13 protein-coding genes are annotated in these 18,960 nt (G+C 72.5%); 6 read left to right on the top strand and 7 right to left on the bottom strand.

All coding sequences use genetic code 11. The features are described 5' to 3' along the window. Positions 1–16 precede the first annotated feature (16 nt). Positions 17–1,609, bottom strand: coding sequence for a hypothetical protein (locus tag AB0I89_RS22660; protein ID WP_357130038.1), 1,593 nt, complete (start codon positions 1,607–1,609; stop codon positions 17–19). A gap of 62 nt (positions 1,610–1,671) precedes the next feature. Here AB0I89_RS22660 and AB0I89_RS22655 point away from each other — a divergent pair, with 62 nt between their 5' ends. Genes AB0I89_RS22655 through purE form a run of 3 tightly spaced genes read left to right on the top strand, consistent with a single transcriptional unit; the run spans position 1,672 to position 5,434 of the window. Then, positions 1,672–3,708, top strand: a complete 2,037-nt coding sequence (locus AB0I89_RS22655) for a thioredoxin domain-containing protein (protein WP_357130035.1) — start codon at positions 1,672–1,674, stop codon at positions 3,706–3,708. A 27-nt stretch (positions 3,709–3,735) separates the two neighbouring features. Continuing rightward, positions 3,736–4,911 carry a 5-(carboxyamino)imidazole ribonucleotide synthase gene (locus AB0I89_RS22650; protein WP_357130032.1) on the top strand — a complete coding sequence of 392 codons (1,176 nt, stop codon included), beginning with the start codon at positions 3,736–3,738 and terminating at the stop codon, positions 4,909–4,911. A 31-nt stretch (positions 4,912–4,942) separates the two neighbouring features. Next, positions 4,943–5,434 (top strand): 5-(carboxyamino)imidazole ribonucleotide mutase, encoded by a 492-nt coding sequence (purE, locus tag AB0I89_RS22645; protein ID WP_357130028.1) that lies wholly within the window; start codon positions 4,943–4,945, stop codon positions 5,432–5,434. A 198-nt stretch (positions 5,435–5,632) separates the two neighbouring features. Here purE and AB0I89_RS22640 read toward each other — a convergent pair whose 3' ends face one another. Together AB0I89_RS22640 and AB0I89_RS22635 are read right to left on the bottom strand one after the other, a co-directional pair. Beyond that, positions 5,633–10,543 carry a permease gene (locus tag AB0I89_RS22640; RefSeq protein WP_357130025.1) on the bottom strand — a complete coding sequence of 1,637 codons (4,911 nt, stop codon included), beginning with the start codon at positions 10,541–10,543 and terminating at the stop codon, positions 5,633–5,635. A gap of 149 nt (positions 10,544–10,692) precedes the next feature. Beyond that, positions 10,693–12,120, bottom strand: coding sequence for a UDP-glucose/GDP-mannose dehydrogenase family protein (locus tag AB0I89_RS22635; protein ID WP_357130022.1), 1,428 nt, complete (start codon positions 12,118–12,120; stop codon positions 10,693–10,695). A gap of 250 nt (positions 12,121–12,370) precedes the next feature. Between AB0I89_RS22635 and AB0I89_RS22630 the strand changes: the two genes are divergently transcribed. After that, positions 12,371–13,540 carry an acyl-CoA dehydrogenase family protein gene (locus tag AB0I89_RS22630; RefSeq protein WP_357130019.1) on the top strand — a complete coding sequence of 390 codons (1,170 nt, stop codon included), beginning with the start codon at positions 12,371–12,373 and terminating at the stop codon, positions 13,538–13,540. Between the two features lie 171 nt (positions 13,541–13,711). Here the strand turns inward: AB0I89_RS22630 and AB0I89_RS22625 are convergent, their stop codons facing one another. The 3 genes from AB0I89_RS22625 to AB0I89_RS22615 are packed head-to-tail and all read right to left on the bottom strand — an operon-like array spanning position 13,712 to position 16,433. Further along, positions 13,712–15,622 (bottom strand): EAL domain-containing protein, encoded by a 1,911-nt coding sequence (locus AB0I89_RS22625; RefSeq protein WP_357130016.1) that lies wholly within the window; start codon positions 15,620–15,622, stop codon positions 13,712–13,714. After that, entirely contained in the window at positions 15,619–16,197 is a 579-nt protein-coding gene (locus tag AB0I89_RS22620) for an RNA polymerase sigma factor (RefSeq protein WP_357130014.1), read from the bottom strand. Before AB0I89_RS22620 ends, AB0I89_RS22625 begins: the two co-directional genes overlap by 4 nt. Next, entirely contained in the window at positions 16,194–16,433 is a 240-nt protein-coding gene (locus AB0I89_RS22615; protein ID WP_357130011.1) for a hypothetical protein, read from the bottom strand. The genes AB0I89_RS22620 and AB0I89_RS22615 overlap by 4 nt, the downstream gene beginning before the upstream one ends. Before the next feature lie 314 nt (positions 16,434–16,747). On the opposite strand from AB0I89_RS22615, the gene AB0I89_RS22610 reads away from it, so the two are divergent. Further along, positions 16,748–16,876, top strand: a complete 129-nt coding sequence (locus AB0I89_RS22610; protein WP_357130008.1) for an acyl-CoA dehydrogenase family protein — start codon at positions 16,748–16,750, stop codon at positions 16,874–16,876. A 160-nt stretch (positions 16,877–17,036) separates the two neighbouring features. Next, positions 17,037–17,486, top strand: a complete 450-nt coding sequence (locus AB0I89_RS22605) for a hypothetical protein (RefSeq protein ID WP_357130005.1) — start codon at positions 17,037–17,039, stop codon at positions 17,484–17,486. Positions 17,487–17,565: 79 nt separating this feature from the next. Here the strand turns inward: AB0I89_RS22605 and AB0I89_RS22600 are convergent, their stop codons facing one another. After that, positions 17,566–18,864 carry a helix-turn-helix domain-containing protein gene (locus tag AB0I89_RS22600; RefSeq protein WP_357130002.1) on the bottom strand — a complete coding sequence of 433 codons (1,299 nt, stop codon included), beginning with the start codon at positions 18,862–18,864 and terminating at the stop codon, positions 17,566–17,568. Positions 18,865–18,960: the final 96 nt, after the last annotated feature.

Genomic DNA, 18,960 nt, shown 5'->3' with positions numbered 1-18,960 from the left:
CCGCTCGGCGCTCCCGTCAAGCGGGTCGCCGCAGCAACTCCCACATGACCGGCACCGGCAGCGCCGGATGGGCGCAGGCCGCCCGGAGCACGTCCCGTTCGACGTCGCCTCGGGCCAGCTCCGCCAATGCCTCCGGTCGGGTGTTCCGGTGCTCGGCGATGACGAGCCGGGTGACGTGGTCGGCACCGTCGAGCAGCCGGGCCAGCAGCTCGCCCGACGCGCTCCAGTTCTCTGCCAGAAGATGGGGCTTGACGGGCAGCCGGCTCAGCACGTCGGGCGGGGTCCGCGAGTTGCTCGCGAGCGCCGCACCGATGCCCCGGACGGGCGTCTCGGCGAGTCGGCGCAGGATCTCGGGATGCCCACAGTGCCGGGCGAGCCAGCGGCGGACCATGGGGTTGCGGTCCTGGGCCAGGAGAGCGGCGGTCTCCTCCGACAGCGACCAGTTGGCGGCGGCGGCAGCGCGTACGCGTGCTGATCGGGACCCCGCGCACTGCGTCAGGAGGGTCTGGAGCGCTTCCTTCGCGTCTTCAACCGGCCACGGCCTCGGACCGGGCTCGCAACCCGACTTCCACCTACCGAGCAGGTCCTGGAGTTGCTCGACGGAGAGCCGGTCGGCAACTGCCTCCAACCGCTCCAGGTTGGGCAGCGGCCGGAAGCTGTCCTTCGTGAATCGTTCGACAGCCGTACGGGCCACCGTCTCGTCGACATCGCGGGTCAGCGTCGTCAGGGTCTCCGTCGACGTGGCGGAGTGCAGCGCGACCGCTCGGCGGACCTCGGGATCGCTGTCCCGGGCGAGAACCGCCAGCAGGGGGCTGGAGACGTGCTCCGACCAGGTCAGCGCGCGACGGACGGCGACGACCGGGTCCTCGGACAGCGCCACCATCGCCGCTACGGACAGGCGTCCCCACTGGGCGGCCCTCGCGCGGGCCTCCGGGTCGGCGCTGACGGCCAGCTCCTCGCCCAGCCAGTCTCCGGCCTGTTCGATGGCTTCCGCCCGGATGGCGGGGACCTCGTCGTGCGCCAGGATCTCGGCGATCTCGGCTGAGAACTCGCGTTGGCCGATCCCATCGCGTACGGCCGGGTCGGGGTCGCGGGCCAGCTTGGCCTGGATTTCCGGGCTGACATTGGTGAGGAAGGCGATACTTCGTCGCACCTGGGGGTGGGGATCGTCGGCGAGCGCGGCCACGGTCTCCGGTGGGCACGCCTTCAGCCAGGGGACCTCGGACCGCAGCCGGTGGTCGGACGAGGCGCGGAAGGCCGCGATCGCGTCGGGCGGGAAGTCGCCCTCGAAAAGGAGGCGTTGCAACAGATGCGGGTCGCCGGTCTCGACCGTCACCGCCACCAGCGCCGCGACGACGTCAGGAATCTCCTGCGCCAGCGGCGAGTTCCCTTGCAGGCGCTCGGCGAGGACGAGTCGTGGCAGCCGACCGCCGTCCCGAACCAGGGCGAGCAGGACGTCGGTCGGGGCGGCCGGGTTCATCGCGAGTCCGGCGAGCCGGTTCTGGTCGCGGGTGTTGTCCGGGCCGGGCAGTTCGAGCCGCCAGCGCGCCCCCTCGCAGCAGCCCGTCCGGATGACCGTGGGCTCCGCCCAATTCCCCGTCTCGGACATCCGAGCACCATAGCGACACCGCAGCCGAACCGCGCTCCCTCTCTCTGTGCGAGGCTGGAACGGTGAATCGACTCGCCGACGCGACCTCCCCGTACCTGCTCCAGCACGCCGACAACCCGGTCGACTGGTGGCCCTGGTGCGACGAGGCGTTCGCCGAGGCGAAACGACGCGACGTGCCGGTGCTCATCTCGGTGGGCTACGCGGCCTGCCACTGGTGCCACGTCATGGCGCACGAGTCGTTCGAGAACGAGCAGGTCGGTGCGCTCTTGAACGACAACTTCGTGTCGATCAAGGTGGACCGCGAGGAGCGCCCCGACGTCGACGCCGTCTACATGACCGCCACCCAGGCGATGACCGGTCAGGGCGGCTGGCCGATGACGGTCTTCGCCACCCCGGACGGCACCCCGTTCTTCTGCGGCACCTACTTCCCGCGCGCCAACTTCACCCGCCTGCTCCAGTCGGTCACCACCGCCTGGCGGGACCAGCGAGACGAGGTGCTGCGCCAGGGCGCCGCCGTGGTCGAGGCGATCGGTGGCGCGCAGGCCGTGGGCGGCCCCACCGCGCCGCTGGACGGCCCACTGCTCGACGCCGCGGCCGGCAACCTGGCGGGTGAGTACGACGAGACGAACGGCGGGTTCGGGGGCGCCCCGAAGTTTCCACCGCACATGAACCTGCTCTTCCTGCTGCGCCACCACCAGCGCACCGGCGACCCGCGCAGCCTGGAGATCGTGCGGCACACCGCCGAGGCGATGGCCCGGGGCGGCATCTACGACCAGCTCGCCGGCGGTTTCGCCCGGTACTCGGTGGACGCGCACTGGACGGTGCCGCACTTCGAGAAGATGCTCTACGACAATGCGCTGCTGCTGCGCGTCTACACGCAGCTCTGGCGGCTGACCGGCGATCCGTTGGCGCGTCGGGTCGCCCGGGACACCGCCCGGTTCCTCGCCGACGAGCTGCACCGTCCGGGGGAGGGGTTCGCGTCCGCGCTGGACGCCGACACCGACGGCGTCGAGGGGCTCACCTACGCCTGGACGCCCGCGCAGCTCGTCGAGGCGCTGGGCGAGGACGATGGCCGCTTCGCCGCCGACCTGTTCGCGGTCACCGAGGACGGCACCTTTGAACACGGCACGAGCGTGCTCAAGCTCGCTCGGGACGTGGACGACGCCGCGCCCGAGGTCCGTACCCGCTGGCAGGGGGTGGTCGGGCAACTGCTCGCGGCCCGCGACATCCGGCCCCAGCCGGCCCGCGACGACAAGGTGGTGGCCGCGTGGAACGGCCTGGCGATCACCGCGATCGTCGAGTTCCTCCAGGTAGCCGCGCTGGCCCTGGAGAAGCGGGACGAGGGCGCCAACCTGTTGGAGGGCGTCACCATCGTCGCCGACGGCGCGATGCGGGACGCCGCCGAGCACCTGGCCAGCGTGCACGTCGTCGACGGCCGGCTGCGCCGGGTCTCCCGCGACGGCAGGGTCGGCGATCCGGCCGGGGTGCTGGAGGACTACGGCTGCGTGGCCGAGGCGTTCTGCGCCCTGCACCAGCTCACCGGCGAGGGGCGCTGGCTGACCCTGGCCGGCCAGCTGCTGGACACCGCCCTGGAACGCTTCGCCGCTCCCGGCGGCGCCTACTACGACACGGCCGACGACGCGGAGCGGTTGGTCGCCCGGCCGGCCGATCCGACCGACAACGCCACCCCGTCGGGGCGGTCGGCGCTGGTCGCCGGGCTGGTCGCGTACGCCGCGCTGACCGGACAGACCCGCTACCGCGAGGCCGCCGAGGCCGCGCTCGCCACCGTTGCGCCGATCGTCGGGCGGCACGCCCGCTTCGCCGGGTACGCGGCCACGGTCGGCGAGGCGCTGCTGTCCGGTCCGTACGAGATCGCGGTGGTGACCCACGATCCGGCCGGCGATCCGCTGGTGGCCGCCGCCCACCGGTACGCCCCGCCCGGAGCGGTGGTGGTCGCCGGCCTCCCGGACCAGCCCGGAGTGCCGTTGCTCGCCGACCGGCCGTTGGTCGACGGGCGGTCCGCCGCTTACGTCTGCCGGGGTTTCGTCTGCCAGCGGCCGGTCACCTCCGTCGACGAGCTGGTCGCCGAGCTGGGCTGAGTCGGGCACCGGTAGGCTGGCCGCGCTATGGATTCCCGTACCGGTCTGCCTGTTGTCGGCATGGTGGGTGGCGGCCAGTTGGCCCGGATGACCCATCAGGCCGCGATCGCCCTCGGCCAGTCACTGCGTGTGCTCGCGAGCGCCCCCGACGACGGCGCGGCGCTGGTCGCCGCCGACGTCCAGTACGGGGACCACACCGACCTGGCCGCCCTGCGCACCTTCGCCAAGGGCTGCGACGTGGTCACCTTCGACCACGAGCACGTGCCCAACGAGCACATCCGCACGCTGGCGGCCGAAGGGGTGACCCTGTACCCGCCGGCGGACGCGCTGCTGCACGCCCAGGACAAGCAGGTCATGCGGGAACGCCTCACCGAGCTGGGTGCGCCCAACCCGGTCTGGCGGCCGGTCGGCGACCCCGCCGACCTGGTCGGGTTCGGCGAGCAGGTCGGCTGGCCGGTGGTGCTCAAGGCGGCTCGGGGCGGCTACGACGGTCGGGGCGTCTGGATGGTGGACGACGCCACCCAGGCCGCCGAGCTGGCCGCGACACTGCTCGCGGGTGGCACCCGGCTGATCGTCGAGGAGCGGGTGCCGCTGCGCCGCGAACTCGCCGTGCAGGTGGCCCGCTCGCCGTTCGGCCAGGTGGCCGCGTACCCGGTGGTCGAGACGGTCCAGCGGGACGGCATCAACGTCGAGGTGCTGGCCCCGGCGCCCGGTCTCGACGAGGAGCTGGCAGTCTCCGCCCAGCAGCTCGCCATCGACCTGGCCACCGCGCTCGGTGTGGTCGGGCTGCTCGCCGTGGAACTCTTCGAGGTGCGCGACGACGCCGGTCGACCCGCGATCGTGGTCAACGAGCTGGCGATGCGTCCGCACAACTCGGGGCACTGGACCATCGAGGGTGCCCGGACCTCGCAGTTCGAGCAGCACGTGCGGGCGGTGCTGGACTACCCGATGGGCGACACCGCGCTGACCGCGCCGGTCGTCGTGTCGGCGAACGTCCTCGGCGGCGAACCGGACGGGATGTCGGTCGACGAGCGGCTGCACCACCTCTTCGCCGCCGAGCCGGGGGCGAAGGTGCACCTCTACGGCAAGCAGGTACGCCCCGGTCGCAAGATCGGGCACGTCACCGTGCTCGGTGACGACCTGGACGACGTACGGGCACGGGCGGCGCGGGCCGTGCGTTGGCTCCAGGTGGGGCACGAGTGACCCGGGTGGCCGCGAACCAAGGAGGACTCCGGTGACCACGGTTGGGCTGATCATGGGCAGCGACTCGGACTGGCCGACCATGCGGGCCGCCGCCGAGGTGCTCGACGACTTCGAGGTGTCGTACGAGGTGCGGGTCATCTCGGCACACCGGACCCCGGTCGCGATGATCGATTACGGGCGTGAGGCGGCCGACCGAGGGCTGAAGGTGATCATCGCCGGTGCCGGTGGCGCCGCCGCGCTGCCGGGCATGGTCGCCTCGGTGACCCCGTTGCCGGTGATCGGCGTGCCGGTGCCGCTGAAGCACCTCGACGGCATGGACTCGCTGCTGTCCATCGTGCAGATGCCGGCGGGGATTCCGGTGGCCACCGTGTCGATCGGCAACGCCCGCAACGCCGGCCTGCTGGCCGTTCGGATCCTCGGCGCGTCCGACGAGACGCTGCGCACCCGGATGGCCACCTACCAGCAGGACCTGGAGAACCTCATCAAGACCAAGGACGCGGCCCTCCAAGCCACCCTGCCCTAACCCGCACCCCGGGCACCCCGGGCCCGCCCACCCCCGCGATCTTGCACCTTCGATGGTCGCTAAGCGGCATTTGTCCAACTATACGGCGACAGAAAGTGCAAGATCGCCGAAAGCCCCCGACGGAAGCCCGCCGAAAGCCCCGGCGGGCTCGGCACGCTCACCGTGCCCACTCACCCACGCCGCCGTGACCCTCCGGTTTCACCTCATGCCGCGTAGCGCGGTCTGGAGGCGTTCCTGGGCGCGACGACGGCGTTCGTTGCTGGCCCCGAGGACGAGCAGCAGGATGCCCACGGGGATCAGCACCAGCCACGGACCGAGGCTGAACAGCGCGTGGATGGCGGCGATCGCGGTGACCGACGCGCCGACGATCACCGGTGCCTGCTGCCGGCTGGACGAGCCGAAGATCAGCACCGCCACCGCACCGAGCAGCAGCAGCATCTGCCGCAGTGTGCTGGACTCGGTGGCGAGCACGATCGCCAGGGTCGGCAGGAATGCGGCGACCAGCGCCGGCCCGTACGCCACCCAGCTGCTCAGGTCCGGCCGGTGGCGCAGTTCCAGCACGCCGACCAGCAGGGCCAGCGCGGCGAACGGCAGCGTGTACGCCTCGGGCAGCGCCACGTCGGCGACGCGCATGAGGATCCACCAGGCGGTTATCTCGCAGAACACCACCGCCCAGAAGAGGATCCGGCGCTCCACGGGCCGCCGGCCGGGCCGGGTCGCCGCCACTCCGAGGACGGCGCCCCAGGCGGCCAGCAGGGCGGCGATGTGTCGTGGCGAGTCGAAGGCGAGCGCCAGCGCGATCAGGGCCGCGGCGTACCCGGTCCACTGCACGGTGGCCGCCTCGCGCTGTGCCTCGGGGCGGCGCAGCTGGGGCAGGGTCGCCGCGAGCACCTGGAGGACCGCGCCGACGGCGAGCACCCCGAACGCGGACCAGACCGGGGCCAGCCCGGCGATCAGGCCGGCGGTGAGCACGAAGAGCTGAGCCATGACCGAGGCGAACAGCCAGCCGAGGATCCGGGCGCGCTGGGTGGTGCCGAACAGGGCCGCCACCACGCCCACGCCCACCGCGCCGCCGAGGGTGAACAGGGTCAGTTGCTCCTCGGCCAGGCTGCCGGCCAGGCCGGCGCCACCGGCGGCCAGACCGATGACGAACACGAGCACCCGGGCCAGCCGCAACGAACGGGCCGGCTCGACGAGCGGCGGTGGCGGGGTCAGGGCGAGACCGAGCATGGAGATGGTGAACACGGACAGCGCGGCGAGCGTGCTCGCCGGCCACCTGCTGCCCAGCGCGATGGGCGCGATCAACAGCGTGACGGCCGCGCCGGGGAGCACCACCGGTACGGCACGGGACCGCCGTCCGCCGCTGAAACCGGTGGCGGCCAGGGCCGCCGTCGCGGTGAGCAGCAGCGCGGTCAGCACGTGGGTCGGATTGACCAGGTCCGGCGGTGGGGTGAGCAGTTCCGGCGGCGGACCCTGCCAGATCCGGTTCAACGTGCGCTGCGGCTCGACCAGGGCGAAGACCAGCGCGGGCGCGATCGAGACGAGGGCCAGGGCGGTCGGCAGGGCGGCGGCCGCGAGCGCGCCGGCCGAGGGGCTGACCCGCCACCGCCGCCGATCCGGGTCGTCCGGCAGCCGGCGCAGCGCGCCGTCGAGCAGCACCGCCCAGCGTCGGACCGGCTGGGCGGCGGCGGTGGGCGGTACGGTCGCCGCACGGATCAGCTCGGCGAGGACACCGAGCAGCGCGGCGGCGGCCGCGTAGACCCCGACGGGCAGGCCGGTCGGGATGGCGGCGAGGGCGCTGATGCTCGCCCCGCCGACCACGGCCACACTGACCCAGGGCAGGTACTGCGGCACGTACCGGCGTACGGCGGCCACACCGGCCAGACCGAGGCTCGACGCGGCCAGCGCGGCGGTCAGCACCACCTGCGCCGAGTGCTGGAACTCGACGGCCAGCGCCGCCACCGCGCCCGGCAACGCCAGCAGCGCGGCACCGGCCGCCGCGCCGCCGATCTGCGCCAGGTGCGGCGGCATGCCCTCGGTCTCCAGGTCGGTCACCTGGGGCCGGGCGAGGACGCGGGCCAGCGTGGCGACGACGACACCGATCAGCGCGATGCTGCCCAGCGCGAGCGCGGTGGTCCACGGGCGGACCAGACCGGCGCCGGCCCCGTGCAGCGCGACCACCCCGGCCACGGTGGCCCGGGACAGCCCGGCCCGGGGCTCCTCGGTGGCCACCGCCGCCATCCCGAAGACGGTGGCGACCATGGCCCCGACCAGCACCGGCGACCACCAGGGCAGATCGAACGCGGCCGGCGCGCCGATGGTGGCGAGCACCACGGCCACGCCGGACGCGTCCCAGCGCCAGGGCGGTGGCAGCAGGACGCCGGCGGCGACGGCCAGCAGCAGCAGCGCGATCGGCGCCTGCCAGGTCGAGCCGCCGGTCGGCGCCGCCGGCCAGTTGCTCAGGTCGCCGTTCCAGATCGGTCCGGGCGTGGCCAGCACGCCCACGCCGCCGCGCAGCGCCGTCCAACCGGCGAGCACCCCGATGAGTACGCCGCCGACGGCGATGCCGAGGATCGGGCCGCGTCGCCACTCCTCGGGCATGGCGCGGGCGGCCACGGCGACGACCAGGACCAGGCCGGCGGCCACCGCCAACTGCCCACCCGGGGCGAGGACCGCCGCGATCCGCACCATCGTGGCGATCAGTGCGGTGGTCACCGCCGCGGCGGCCAGGTCCGAGCCGTCCAGGGTGAGGTCGGAGCGGCGGCCGGCGTCGATCGAGGGGGCCAGGAAGAGCAGCACCGCGGCGATCAGCAGGAGCGCCCCGACCCACGCGTCGGCGACGGTGGCGCCGGGCGCGCCGAAGGCGGCGGCGGTGACGACGAGCGCGCCCATCCCGGTGCCGACCGACAGGGGCACCGGGATGCGCCGCTGGGAGACCTGCACCATCGCGGCGTACCCGAGGGTCACGCAGACGGCCAGGAAGCTCGCCGCGAGCACCGGGACGGTCGCCTCGCGCAGGCTGGCCGGGGTGGGAGTGTCGTCGACGGGGACGGTGGCGGCCACGAACGCGGCCACCGCGCCGGGCAGCGCGAAGGCCGCGCCTCCGGCGGCCCAGGCGGTGACCGTCTCGGCGGCGGCCGAGGCGATCCGGACCCGGGGCGCCAACGCGACCAGCGCGCCGGCCGCGAAGAGGGCGAGCAGGACCGCGGCCGTGAGCGCGGGCCGGGACAGGCCGGCGCCCGCGCCGAACAGGCCCACCACGGCGGCGCCGACTCCGTGGGCCAGGGCGGCCCGGGGGGTACGCGCGGAGAGGCCGATGGCACCGATGCCGATCGCGGTGATCACCATCGGCCAGGGGGCGGCCGCCCAACCGAGGCCGAACGACGCCGGCACGGCGAGCGCCGTCAGCGCGGCTCCGGCGACCGCGAACTCGCGGCGGATCTCCGGTGGCAGGGCCAGCATCGCGGCAATGGTGAGCAGGAACGCGGCGGCGGCGAGCTGCCACGTGGTCGGGCCGACGGCGGCGGCCAGCTCGGCGGCGTGCCGGTCCAGGTCGGCGTCCCAGGCGGGCAGTGCTGCCCGGACGGGGGCGACGCCGGCCCGCAGGGCGCCTCCGGCGACCATCAGCCCGCTGACGGTGAGCGCTACCGCCGAGGCGATCTGTGGGCCGCGGCGGGCGGCCTCGGGGATCGCGCGTACCGCGAGGCCGGTCGCCGTGATCACCGCCGCGATCAGCAGCAACGCCTGGCCGGGCAGGGCGACGGAGGCGACCCGGCCGAACGCGCCGATCACGGCCAGGGTGACGATGCCGGCCGCCACGTCGGGCAGCGGTGGGCGGCGCAGCACCAACGCGCCGGCCAGCCCGACGGCGGCGGCCAGCAGCAGCACCAGCCCGGCGCCGGTCGCTGTCGGCACGGCCTGTGCCCGCAGCAGCGCGGTGACCGCGTACGCCAGGGCGACCGCGACGGCCACCGCGTGCAGCGACCAGGTCAGCTCGCGCAGTCCGGGCACCGGGCGGACGGAGGGGGTGTCGTCGGCGCCCGCGCCAACGTCGACCACCTCGCCGGCCTCCTCCGGGTCGCCCTCCGGTCGGGCCTCGGCGTCGCGCTGGTGCGGCGTCGTCGACGGCCGAGCCGGCTGCGGCAGGTCCTGCCCGGGGGCGCGCTCCACCACGATCGGCGAGCGGGCCAACCAGAGGTCGAGCAGGGCCACCAGGGTCAGCACCAGCGCCCAGCCACCCGGCCCGGTGATCCGGTCGTACGCGAGCAGCGGCAGGACCGGCTGCGCGGCGACCACGGTCGCGAAGCGGGGTGCGCGCAGACCCGTCCAGGCGGCGTAGCCGACGGACACGGCGGCGGTGGCCGCGAAGATCAACCCGGCGAAGACGGCGCCCGAGGTGCCGTTGCCGATCCGGTCCACCGCCCAGAGCGCATAGCCGGCCAGCGGCACGAGCAGCAGACCCACCGCCGAGATCGTCTCCGCGGTGGAGGTGAGCCCGCGTCGCGCCAGCGCCGGCGGGGCGAGCAGCATCAGCGCGGTGGCGAGCAGCAGGACGCCGAGGCGGGCCAGCGCGTCCATCGAGCTGGTCGCCACCGCGGCGAAGACCACCGCGGCCACAGCGAGCAGCAGCGCGCCCAGCCCGAGCGGGATGTTCTGCACCTCCCGGCTGGACGCCTCCGGCGGGTGTTCGGGATCGTCGGCGTCCAGCCAGGACGGCCGGGGCGGGGGCGGCGGCGGGTCCTCCGGAACGGGCGGAGTGCCCTGGCGTGGAACCCGTGGCGGCGGTGCGCCGGTGCCGGTGCCGGGGCTGGCCGTCGGCGGACGGCGACCGGGGCGGCGGCGCAGCACCCGGCGGGGTCGGGTCGCCTGCTTGATCCGTTCCTCACCGGCGTGGGCGAGGATGTCCCGCTGGAAGAGCGCGGCCTGCATCTTGGCGGCGATCTGCCGCTGCTCGCTGGCGATTGCGGCGTCGCGCCTCTTCATCTCCGCGATCGAGCGCTCGATGTCCGCCAGATGCTCGACCCACTGCGGCTGGTCGGCCCCGCAATGGGGGCAGTGCACGGCCGGCTTGATCTCCCGGCCGCACGAGGAGCACTGAAAGGTCGCCACGACACCCCTCCACCCGCACTGTGGACTCCCACTGTCGCAGCATGCCCAAAGCTGGCGCGGATTTCGACACTTGTCGGCGGGTCCGGGGCAAACACATCACCGGCCGGCCGCCAAGGGTGCGTCGCGGCCGGCCGGTGAGTGGTGGATCGTCAGGGACGGCCCATGCCCCGGTACTCCCAGCCGGCCATGGTCCACAGTGCCGAGTCGAGGCAGTTGCGCCCGTCGACGACCTTGCGGCCGCGGACCAGCTCGCCCAGGGCGACCGGGTCGGCGTTGCGGAAGTCCGCCCACTCGGTGAGGACGCAGACCAGGTCGGCGTCGGCGACCGCCTCGTTGATCCCGGGCTCGTAGGTCAGCTCGGGCACCGCGCGGCGGGCGTTCTCGGTGCCCTGCGGGTCGTACACGTGGACGTCGGCCCCGGCCTTCTGCAGCAGTGCGGCGACGGCGAGCGCCGGGGCGTCGCGGACGTCGTCGGTGTTGGGCTTGAAGGTCGCGCCCAGCACGGCGATCCGGGTGCCGGAGAAGTCCGGACCGGCCGGCCCGGAGCGGCGGCCGAGCAGGTCCGCCGCGAGCTGGAGCACGCGGGTCCGGCGACGCAGGTTGATCAGGTCGACCTCGTGCAGGAAGCGCAGTGCCTCGCCCGCGCCCAGCTCCTGTGCGCGGGCCTGGAAGGCGCGGATGTCCTTGGGCAGGCAGGCGCCGCCGAAGCCGAGGCCGGCCTGGAGGAAACGGTTGCCGATGCGGGGGTCGTAGCCGATGGCCCGAGCGAGCTGGGTGACATCGCCGCCGCTGGCCTCGCAGACCTCGGCCATGGCGTTGATGAAGGAGATCTTGGTGGCCAGGAAGGCGTTCGCCGCGACCTTGACCAGCTCGGCCGTGGCGAAGTCGGTGACCACCAGGGGCACCTCGCGGTCCTCGGTGGCGGCCAGGTCGAAGACGCCCTTGTGCGCGGCGTAGAGCATGCCGTTGGCCCACTCGCTCTTGACGCCGACCACGATCCGGTTGGGTCGCAGCACGTCGTCGACGGCGAAGCCCTCCTGGAGGAACTCGGGGCTCCACGCCACCTCGACGCCCAGGTCGTCCGGGGTGTGCTTGCCGACGAGCTGCTCGACCCACTCGGCGGTGCCCACCGGCACGGTCGACTTGCCCACGATCAGCGCCTTGCGGGTCAGGTGCTGGGCGAGACCGGTCACCGACGCCTCGACGTACGACAGGTCGGCGCCCATCCCGTCGGCCCGCTGCGGGGTGCCGACGCAGATGAAGTGCACGTCACCGAAGTCGGCGGTCTCCGCGATGTCGGTCGAGAACCGCAGCCGGCCGGCGGCGAGGTTGCGCTTGAGCAGCTCGTCCAGGCCGGGCTCGTGGATCGGCACCTCGCCGGCGTTCAGCATCGCGATCTTGTCCGCGTCGACGTCGAAGCCGAGCACCTCGTAGCCCAGCTCGGCGTAGCAGATGGCGTACGTCGCACCGAGGTAACCGGTCCCCAGGAACGTCACCCGCGGCCGAGACGCGCCCGAGGGCGGCGTCACCGCGGCGATGGCGGGGGTCGGCTGGATGGTGGGGTAGGGGATCGTCACGCCTGTCTTCTCCGCTCGCACTGGCGGCGCGTCGTCGCGTCGCATTCTGCTGCGGCGCCTGGGCGGGCACCGGAGGGGTGGCTCACTGTCTGCCTTCCATCATCGCCCAGCGGCGCGGGTGCTCCGTCATGCCCATACCTACGCGCCGGTAACATCACCTGAACTGCAGTCGCTATCCTTCAGTCTGCGCGGTCGGCGGTCAGGGGAGGCCACAGACTGCGCATGATAGCGGTGAAGGGGAGGGGCCGACATGGCCGCAGGGGAGTCGTTCGACGTCTACCGGTTGCCCGAGGAGCACGAGGCGATCCGGGAGGCGGTCCGGGAGGTCTGCGCCGCCAAGGTGGCGCCGCACGCCGCCGAGGCCGACGAGACCGGGGAGTTCCCGAAGGCGTCCTACGACGCGCTGCGGGCCGCCGACTTCCACGCCCCGCACATCCCCGAGGAGTACGGCGGCGCGGGCGCGGACGCCCTGGCCACCGCCATCGTGATCGAGGAGGTGGCGCGCGCCTGCGCGTCCTCCTCACTGATCCCGGCGGTGAACAAGCTCGGCACGATGCCGCTGCTGCTGGCCGGCTCCGACGAGATCAAGCGCCGCTACCTGACGCCGGTCGCGGCGGGCGATGCCATGTTCTCGTACTGCCTCTCCGAGCCGGAGGCCGGCAGCGACGCCGCGTCGATGACCACCCGCGCGGTGCGTGACGGGGATCACTGGGTGCTCAACGGTGTGAAGCGGTGGATCACCAACGCCGGCGTCTCCGAGTTCTACACCGTCTTCGCCGTCACCGACCCCGCCGCCCGCTCCCGGGGCATTTCGGCGTTTGTGGTCGAGAAGTCCGATCTGGGGGTGAGCTTCGGCGCGCCGGAGAAGAAGCTCGGCATCAAGGGCTCGCCGACCCGCGAGGTCTACCTGGACAACGTGCGGATCCCCGCCGACCGGATGATCGGCGCGGAGGGCACCGGCTTCGCCACCGCCATGAAGACCCTGGACCACACCCGGGTCACCATCGCCGCGCAGGCCGTCGGGATCGCGCAGGGCGCGCTCGACTACGCCAAGGGGTACGTCGCCGAGCGCCGGCAGTTCGGCAAGGCGGTCGCCGAGTTCCAGGGCATCCAGTTCATGCTCGCCGACATGGGCATGAAGCTGGAGGCGGCCCGGCAGCTCACGTACGCCGCCGCCGGCAAGTCCGAGCGGGGCGACGCCGACCTGACCTACTTCGGCGCGGCGGCGAAGTGCTTCGCCTCCGATGCCGCCATGGAGATCACCACCGACGCGGTGCAGTTGCTCGGCGGCTACGGCTACACGCGGGACTACCCGGTCGAGCGGATGATGCGGGACGCCAAGATCACCCAGATCTACGAGGGCACCAACCAGGTCCAGCGGATCGTCATGGCGCGGCAACTCCTCGCCAACGTCGTCTAGGACCTGCCTCGGGTCCCTGGCCGGCCTGTCCGCGCCCCGGCCTGTCCGCGCGCCGGCCTGTCCGCGCCCCGGCCTGTCTGCGCCCCGACCGCCGCGCCCCGACCGCCGTGCCCGGACGCGGCGGTCGGTGGCGCTGCCGATCCGTCCCGCGACGGTCGCCGGTGCGGCCCGTCATCCGATCGCCGTTCGCAACGCGGCGCCCAGCCCGGCCGTCTCGATCTCGGCGGAGTCCAGCAGGGCCCGGTGCGGGTTGCCGACCGGGGTCGGCTTGCCGACGGCGTAGCCCTGGGCGAAGTCCACCCCGTAGTCGCGCAGCAGGCGCAGGGTGGCCTCGCTCTGGACGAACTCGGCGGCGGTCCGGATCCCCAGCCCCCGGCACATGTCGACGAAGGACTGGACGATCACCTGGTCGGGACGGGACTCCTCGATCTTGCTGATGAAGTCGCCGTCGATCTTTACCAGGTCGATCGGGAAGTACTTCAGGTGCGTGAATGTGCCGTATCCGGAGCCGAAGTCGTCCAGGGCCAGCCGACAGCCGATGTCCCGGATCCCGCAGGCGAAGTCGATCGCCTGCGTCAGGTTACCGATCAACGCCGTCTCGGTGATCTCGAAGGTGACCTGGGAGGGGTCGATGACGTGCCGCTTCATGACCTCGTGGACATGCTCCAACAGGTGCGGATCGCCGAGCGACCGGCCCGAGACGTTCACCTGGTAGTGCGAGGTTCGTGGTCCGTGGGCGATCAGCTCCATGGTGTGGTCGATGACCCAGCGGTCTATCGGCCAGATCTCGTCGACCCGTTCGGCGACGTCCAGGAACGCCGACGGCGGTACCGGCTGGCCCGTGCCGTCGAGGACGCGGAGCAGGATCTCCTGGCGGGTGATCTGGTTGAGGCTGAGGTCGAGAATCGGCTGGGCGTAGAGCGTGAAACTGTTGCCGGCGACCGCCGCCCGGATTCGGCTCCGGCAGGTCTCCTGCCGGTCCTCGGGACGGGCCGGCTGTCGCAGCACGGTCAGTGGCACCTGCTCTCGCTTGGCCTGTCGCCACGCGCTCTCCGCGTCCACCAGCAGGTCGAAGCCGCTACTGTCGTCGCCGTCCTGGTACCGGACGAGACCGCCCCAGGCGTCGAGGCGTACCCGTTCCCGGTCCTGGCCGACGACGAACGCGTGACTGCGCAGGCTGTCGATGATGCTCTCCGCGATGGTCGTGGCCGACCGCATCGTGGTGTTCTGTAGCAGCACGCCGAACTCGCCCGGGCCGACGAGCCCGCACACGGCGGTCCGGCGGGCCACGTTCTTCACCACACCGGCTATCGCGGCGGCGAGCCGATCCTGGGTCGCGTGGTCGTGCCCGGAGATCGGTAGGTTCAGTGGCTCGGCGGCCACCACGAGCAGGGCCCCCGACCCGCCGCGTTGGGTCCGGTCAACCTCGTCGGCGAAGCGCGGGCGGGTCAGCAGGCCGGTGGCCGGGTCGCGGCTGATCAGTTCGGTGCGTGCGGTCTCGCACCGGCGGGCGAGCCGGTCCCGCTCCTGGCGGGCCAGCTCCAGGTCGGTGACGTCCTGACCGGTGCCGATGATGCCGTGCGGCCGGTCGAACCGGTCGATCAGGACCTCGATGTAGCAGTGCACGTACCTGGTCGCCCCGTCCGGTCGGACCACCCGATACGTCGTCTCCTTGACCGTCTGCTCCCGCCACGCCAGGTGGATGGTCCGACGAACGGCGTGCGCGTCCTCGGGATGGACCAGCTCGAACAGCAGATCGGCGGAGGGTCGGATCGTGCCGGGGGCACAGCCGAGGATCAGTGACATCTCGTCGGACCAGGAGATCTCTCCGGTGGCGGAGATCCAGGTGATGGTGCCCAACTTCGCCAGCTGTGCCGCGCGGGCGATCCGGGCGGCTTCGTCGGCGTCGGCGTCGGCGTTCAGCGGGTCGTGCGGGTCGACATCCACGACGAGATCCCGCCCGGCCGTCACGGCGTGGGCGTAGGCCTGCTGGATCTGCCGGCTGGCGCGTCGGGCGCGCGCGCGTTCGAGGGGAGTGGGAGCACGTTCGGCCGCGAGTGCCAGGACGTCGTCGAGGTTCACGATGACCTCCCCGTGGGCTTGTTGAAACCGGCCTGTTCCGCGAGGCGCTGCAGATGCTGACGCGCCTGCTGCTTGTAGGCGCGAACGGTGGTGTGGGCGAGACCCAGCATCCTGGCGATGTCGAGGTCCCGCCAGCCGTCGAAGAAGAGGACGAACACCTCCGCCTGCCGGGGCGGCAGTTGCTGCAGCCACGCGACGAGCAACTCGTCCGCCTCCCGAGGGTCGGTCGGCTGGGTGAGGAACTCGGGGGGCACCTCGTCCAGGTTCGTCGTGGTAGTGCTGGTCCGGCTTCGCCGGCTCTGCTGCCCCTGGAGCTTGTGCCGTGCCGTCTTGAGCACCCAGGCCAGGGGCTTCTCGAAGGTGCGGATCTGCGCCCACTTGGCCCGAGTGGTGATGAATGTCTCCTGGACCGCCTCGTCGACGAGGTCCCGATTGGCGCAGCGGGCCCGCAGGAAGCGCTCGACCCGCAGGAAGTTGTCGTCGCAGAAGGCCGTGAAGGACGCCTCCAGCTCGGCCGGGGTGGGTTCGGGCGAGCGGGTTGCGGCGCGGGCCGCGGCAGAACTGTTCCGGTTCACGCCGCCTCCTTGTCGCTGGTCTGTCGAGGTCCACGTAGCTCCACGACGCGGTGCCCGTCACGGTCGCGCTCGTCGACCGTGATGTTCTCGTGGCGACCGCTGACCAGGGTGATCAAGCCCGCCGCCCGGGCCGCTGTCCGTGCGGACAGCTCCCGCTCCGCGTGGAGCCGGGTGCGGTGCCGGAGGTAGGCGCGGACCAGCCCGATCACCGCCCCGGCCACCAGTCCCAGAACCACTGCGGTCGAGCTGTCGGGAACAAGCCCTCGCAATTGATCGATCATCCTCGCCTCACGCATCCGTAGTGGCCTTTCCGCATATAACTCTCTGTGGAAGGGCGGAATGTAGATGGGGATGCTCGTGGAATCTGTACGCATGATCGACTCATGGCTCTGAGCTGTATCTATTCCACCGTTCGGCCACAATAGAGGGTCCGTTCGGGCGCGTGACGGCGGAAACGCGAATATAGCGCTCTGTAGTCGAGCTGCGGCTGATGGTGCTCGACCGGAAATGGGAATTGCATTAAGCGAAAATCGCGACTCGGTTAATCCCGATGCCTTCCCCGACTCGGGGCGACTACCCGGTCGAGCGGATGATGCGGGACGCCAAGATCACCCAGAGCTACGAGAGCGCCAACCAGGTGCAGCGGGTCGTCATGGCGCGGCACCTCCTGAAGGGCTGACAGCGCCGATCAGCCGGCCCGGCGATGCGGTACGCGGTTGTTCGGCGTTGTGCGGGATTGATTGATCGGTGCCGTCGTCAGAGGCGATCAACTTCGCTCTTCCGTAGAAGTTGACGGCGGGACGGCTCTCAACCAACCCCGTCCCGGAGGAGTGGAAGTCATGATGCTGCGCAAGGCGTTCGGAGCGCTGCTGGCGTTGCTGACCTTCGGCACGGTGCTGGTCGTCACGGCAGCCCCGTCGCAGGCGGCGGTGGCCTGCTCGGGCACGGTCACCTACAGCTACGCGTACCCGCCGAGCAAGCCCGTTGCCGAGCTGGTCATCTACTACAACAGCACCAACGGCGGCACGAACAGCGCCTGCATGTACCACCGCGGCGCGGCGTACGGCTCCTCGGCGCGGACCTCCGTGCAGATCGCCCGGTGCGCGGAGACCTCCGGCACCGGCTCGTGCACCGCCACCGCGATCTCCACCAAGGACAACGCCGACTACCTGTACTACGCCGGTCCGCGCGGAGTGACCGGCACGGCGAACAACTGCGTCGACGCGTACGGCGAGATGGACTGGGCCGGCACCACCTACTGGATCCACTCCGGTCGCCAGGGCTGTTGAGTTCGGTGACGCCGAACCGGTGGCCCGGTGGGATCCGTCCCGCCGGGCCACCGGTGGTGTCCGTCCGCGTACGCCCCCGTCAGGGGTAGAGGCAGGCGGTACGGCGGGCGGCGAGCCTCTGGTCGGCGGCGAGCGGCAGGGCCTCGGCGGTGCTGGAGCCGTCGGGGCGGGCCACCCGCACGTCGAGCACGTCGGTCGGCGCGCCACCGCCGAGACAGGCGACCGCGGCCACCGGGATTTCGGCAGTGGATCCGGGTTGCCCGGACCGGCGGTCGAGCTTCCAGACGAGGTCGAACGGCGGGGCGGCCAATCCGGTCATTCCGATCTGGTGCCAGCGGCGCTCCGCCGGCAGCGCGGGGTCGTCCGCGTAGTAGGCGGCGAAGCCGACGATCTCCACGTGCGTGCCGGTCGCGCTCAGCCGCCACCCACCCGGGCCGGTCACATCGGGGGCGATCGCCAGGGCGATCGCGGCCGGCCCGGGTCGGTCGCCCCGGCAGCGGGACGGTTCCAAGCCCGGGGGTGGGTTGCCGTGCACCACCCCGGAGGCGATCAGTCCACCGTCGGCCAGGGTGAACCAGCGGATGTCGGGGGTCTGGGAGGTGGAGTCGGCGATCCGCTCACCCAGGCAGTAGCCGGTGAGCCCGATCACGCAGCCGGGCTGAATGGTGTAGAGGATGCCCTGGTCGCGGCGGGGCTCGCCCCGGACATGCACGCCACTGCCGTAGGTGACGGCGGTGAAGGCGGCGTCCGTGGTGGTCGCCGGGCAGGCTGTGGTGGTTGTCGTGCCAGCCGCCGTCGCCCCGCTGGCCGGCCATTTCAGCTGGGTCATCGGCACCACGGCGACCGTACCGGCGAGGCTGGCGACCGCCACCGCCGCCAGCACCAGTCGCCGTCGGAGTTTCCGGTGCCGCGGGGGGCTCGCGGGCCGATCGTGGGTCGGTCCGGCTGCGCCGCTGGCGCCGGTTGGCTCACCGGTAGCCGGGGCGGGTGCATCCCCGGCAGGCACAGTGGACGGTGACTCGGCGAGAGGCGTCGCGATCGGCCCGGCCGGCGTCGAGTCCGGTGTCGCTGCCCTCGCCGGGTCTGCTGGTGCGCCGGCCGAACCGGCGGCCCGCAGCTCCTCGTCCAGTTCAAGCCAGCGCTGCCTCCACTGGGCGGTGTCCCCGCCGCAGGCCCCGACGTACGCGAGCAGCACGTCGAGGCTGGGTTGCCGGATTCCGCTGGCCGCGGCGGAGAGGGTCGAGGCGCTGTAGCCGGCGATCTCGGCCAATCGCCGGTAGGTGGGGTTGCCGGCTTCGACACGTAACTTTCGTAGCTCATGGGCGAAAGACGACAACGGTCCAGCGGTCGGATCTACGGGCCGCTCGTGCCGAGCCATGCCGCTCCCTTGTCTCGGTAAGTCGTCCAAAGTAGGGAATGATATTGAATTCCTCGATCGGCAGACGACGGCTACCAGGGTGCGGGGGTGGCCTGG

The organism is Micromonospora sp. NPDC049801, from assembly GCF_040656575.1.
GTDB lineage: Bacteria > Actinomycetota > Actinomycetes > Mycobacteriales > Micromonosporaceae > Micromonospora.
The sequence above is the reverse complement of the archived record's forward strand: the minus strand, read 5'-3'. Positions and strand labels throughout refer to the sequence as shown.

What these genes read in the sequence shown, in the direction of transcription:
- AB0I89_RS22660 (WP_357130038.1), bottom strand. Translation starts at nt 1,609, where the DNA reads ATGTCCGAGACGGGGAATTGGGCGGAGCCCACGGTCATCCGGACGGGC.
- AB0I89_RS22650 (WP_357130032.1), top strand. Translation starts at nt 3,736, where the DNA reads ATGGATTCCCGTACCGGTCTGCCTGTTGTCGGCATGGTGGGTGGCGGC.
- AB0I89_RS22630 (WP_357130019.1), top strand. Translation starts at nt 12,371, where the DNA reads ATGGCCGCAGGGGAGTCGTTCGACGTCTACCGGTTGCCCGAGGAGCAC.
- AB0I89_RS22610 (WP_357130008.1), top strand. Translation starts at nt 16,748, where the DNA reads ATGCCTTCCCCGACTCGGGGCGACTACCCGGTCGAGCGGATGATGCGG.
- AB0I89_RS22605 (WP_357130005.1), top strand. Translation starts at nt 17,037, where the DNA reads ATGATGCTGCGCAAGGCGTTCGGAGCGCTGCTGGCGTTGCTGACCTTC.
- AB0I89_RS22600 (WP_357130002.1), bottom strand. Translation starts at nt 18,864, where the DNA reads ATGGCTCGGCACGAGCGGCCCGTAGATCCGACCGCTGGACCGTTGTCG.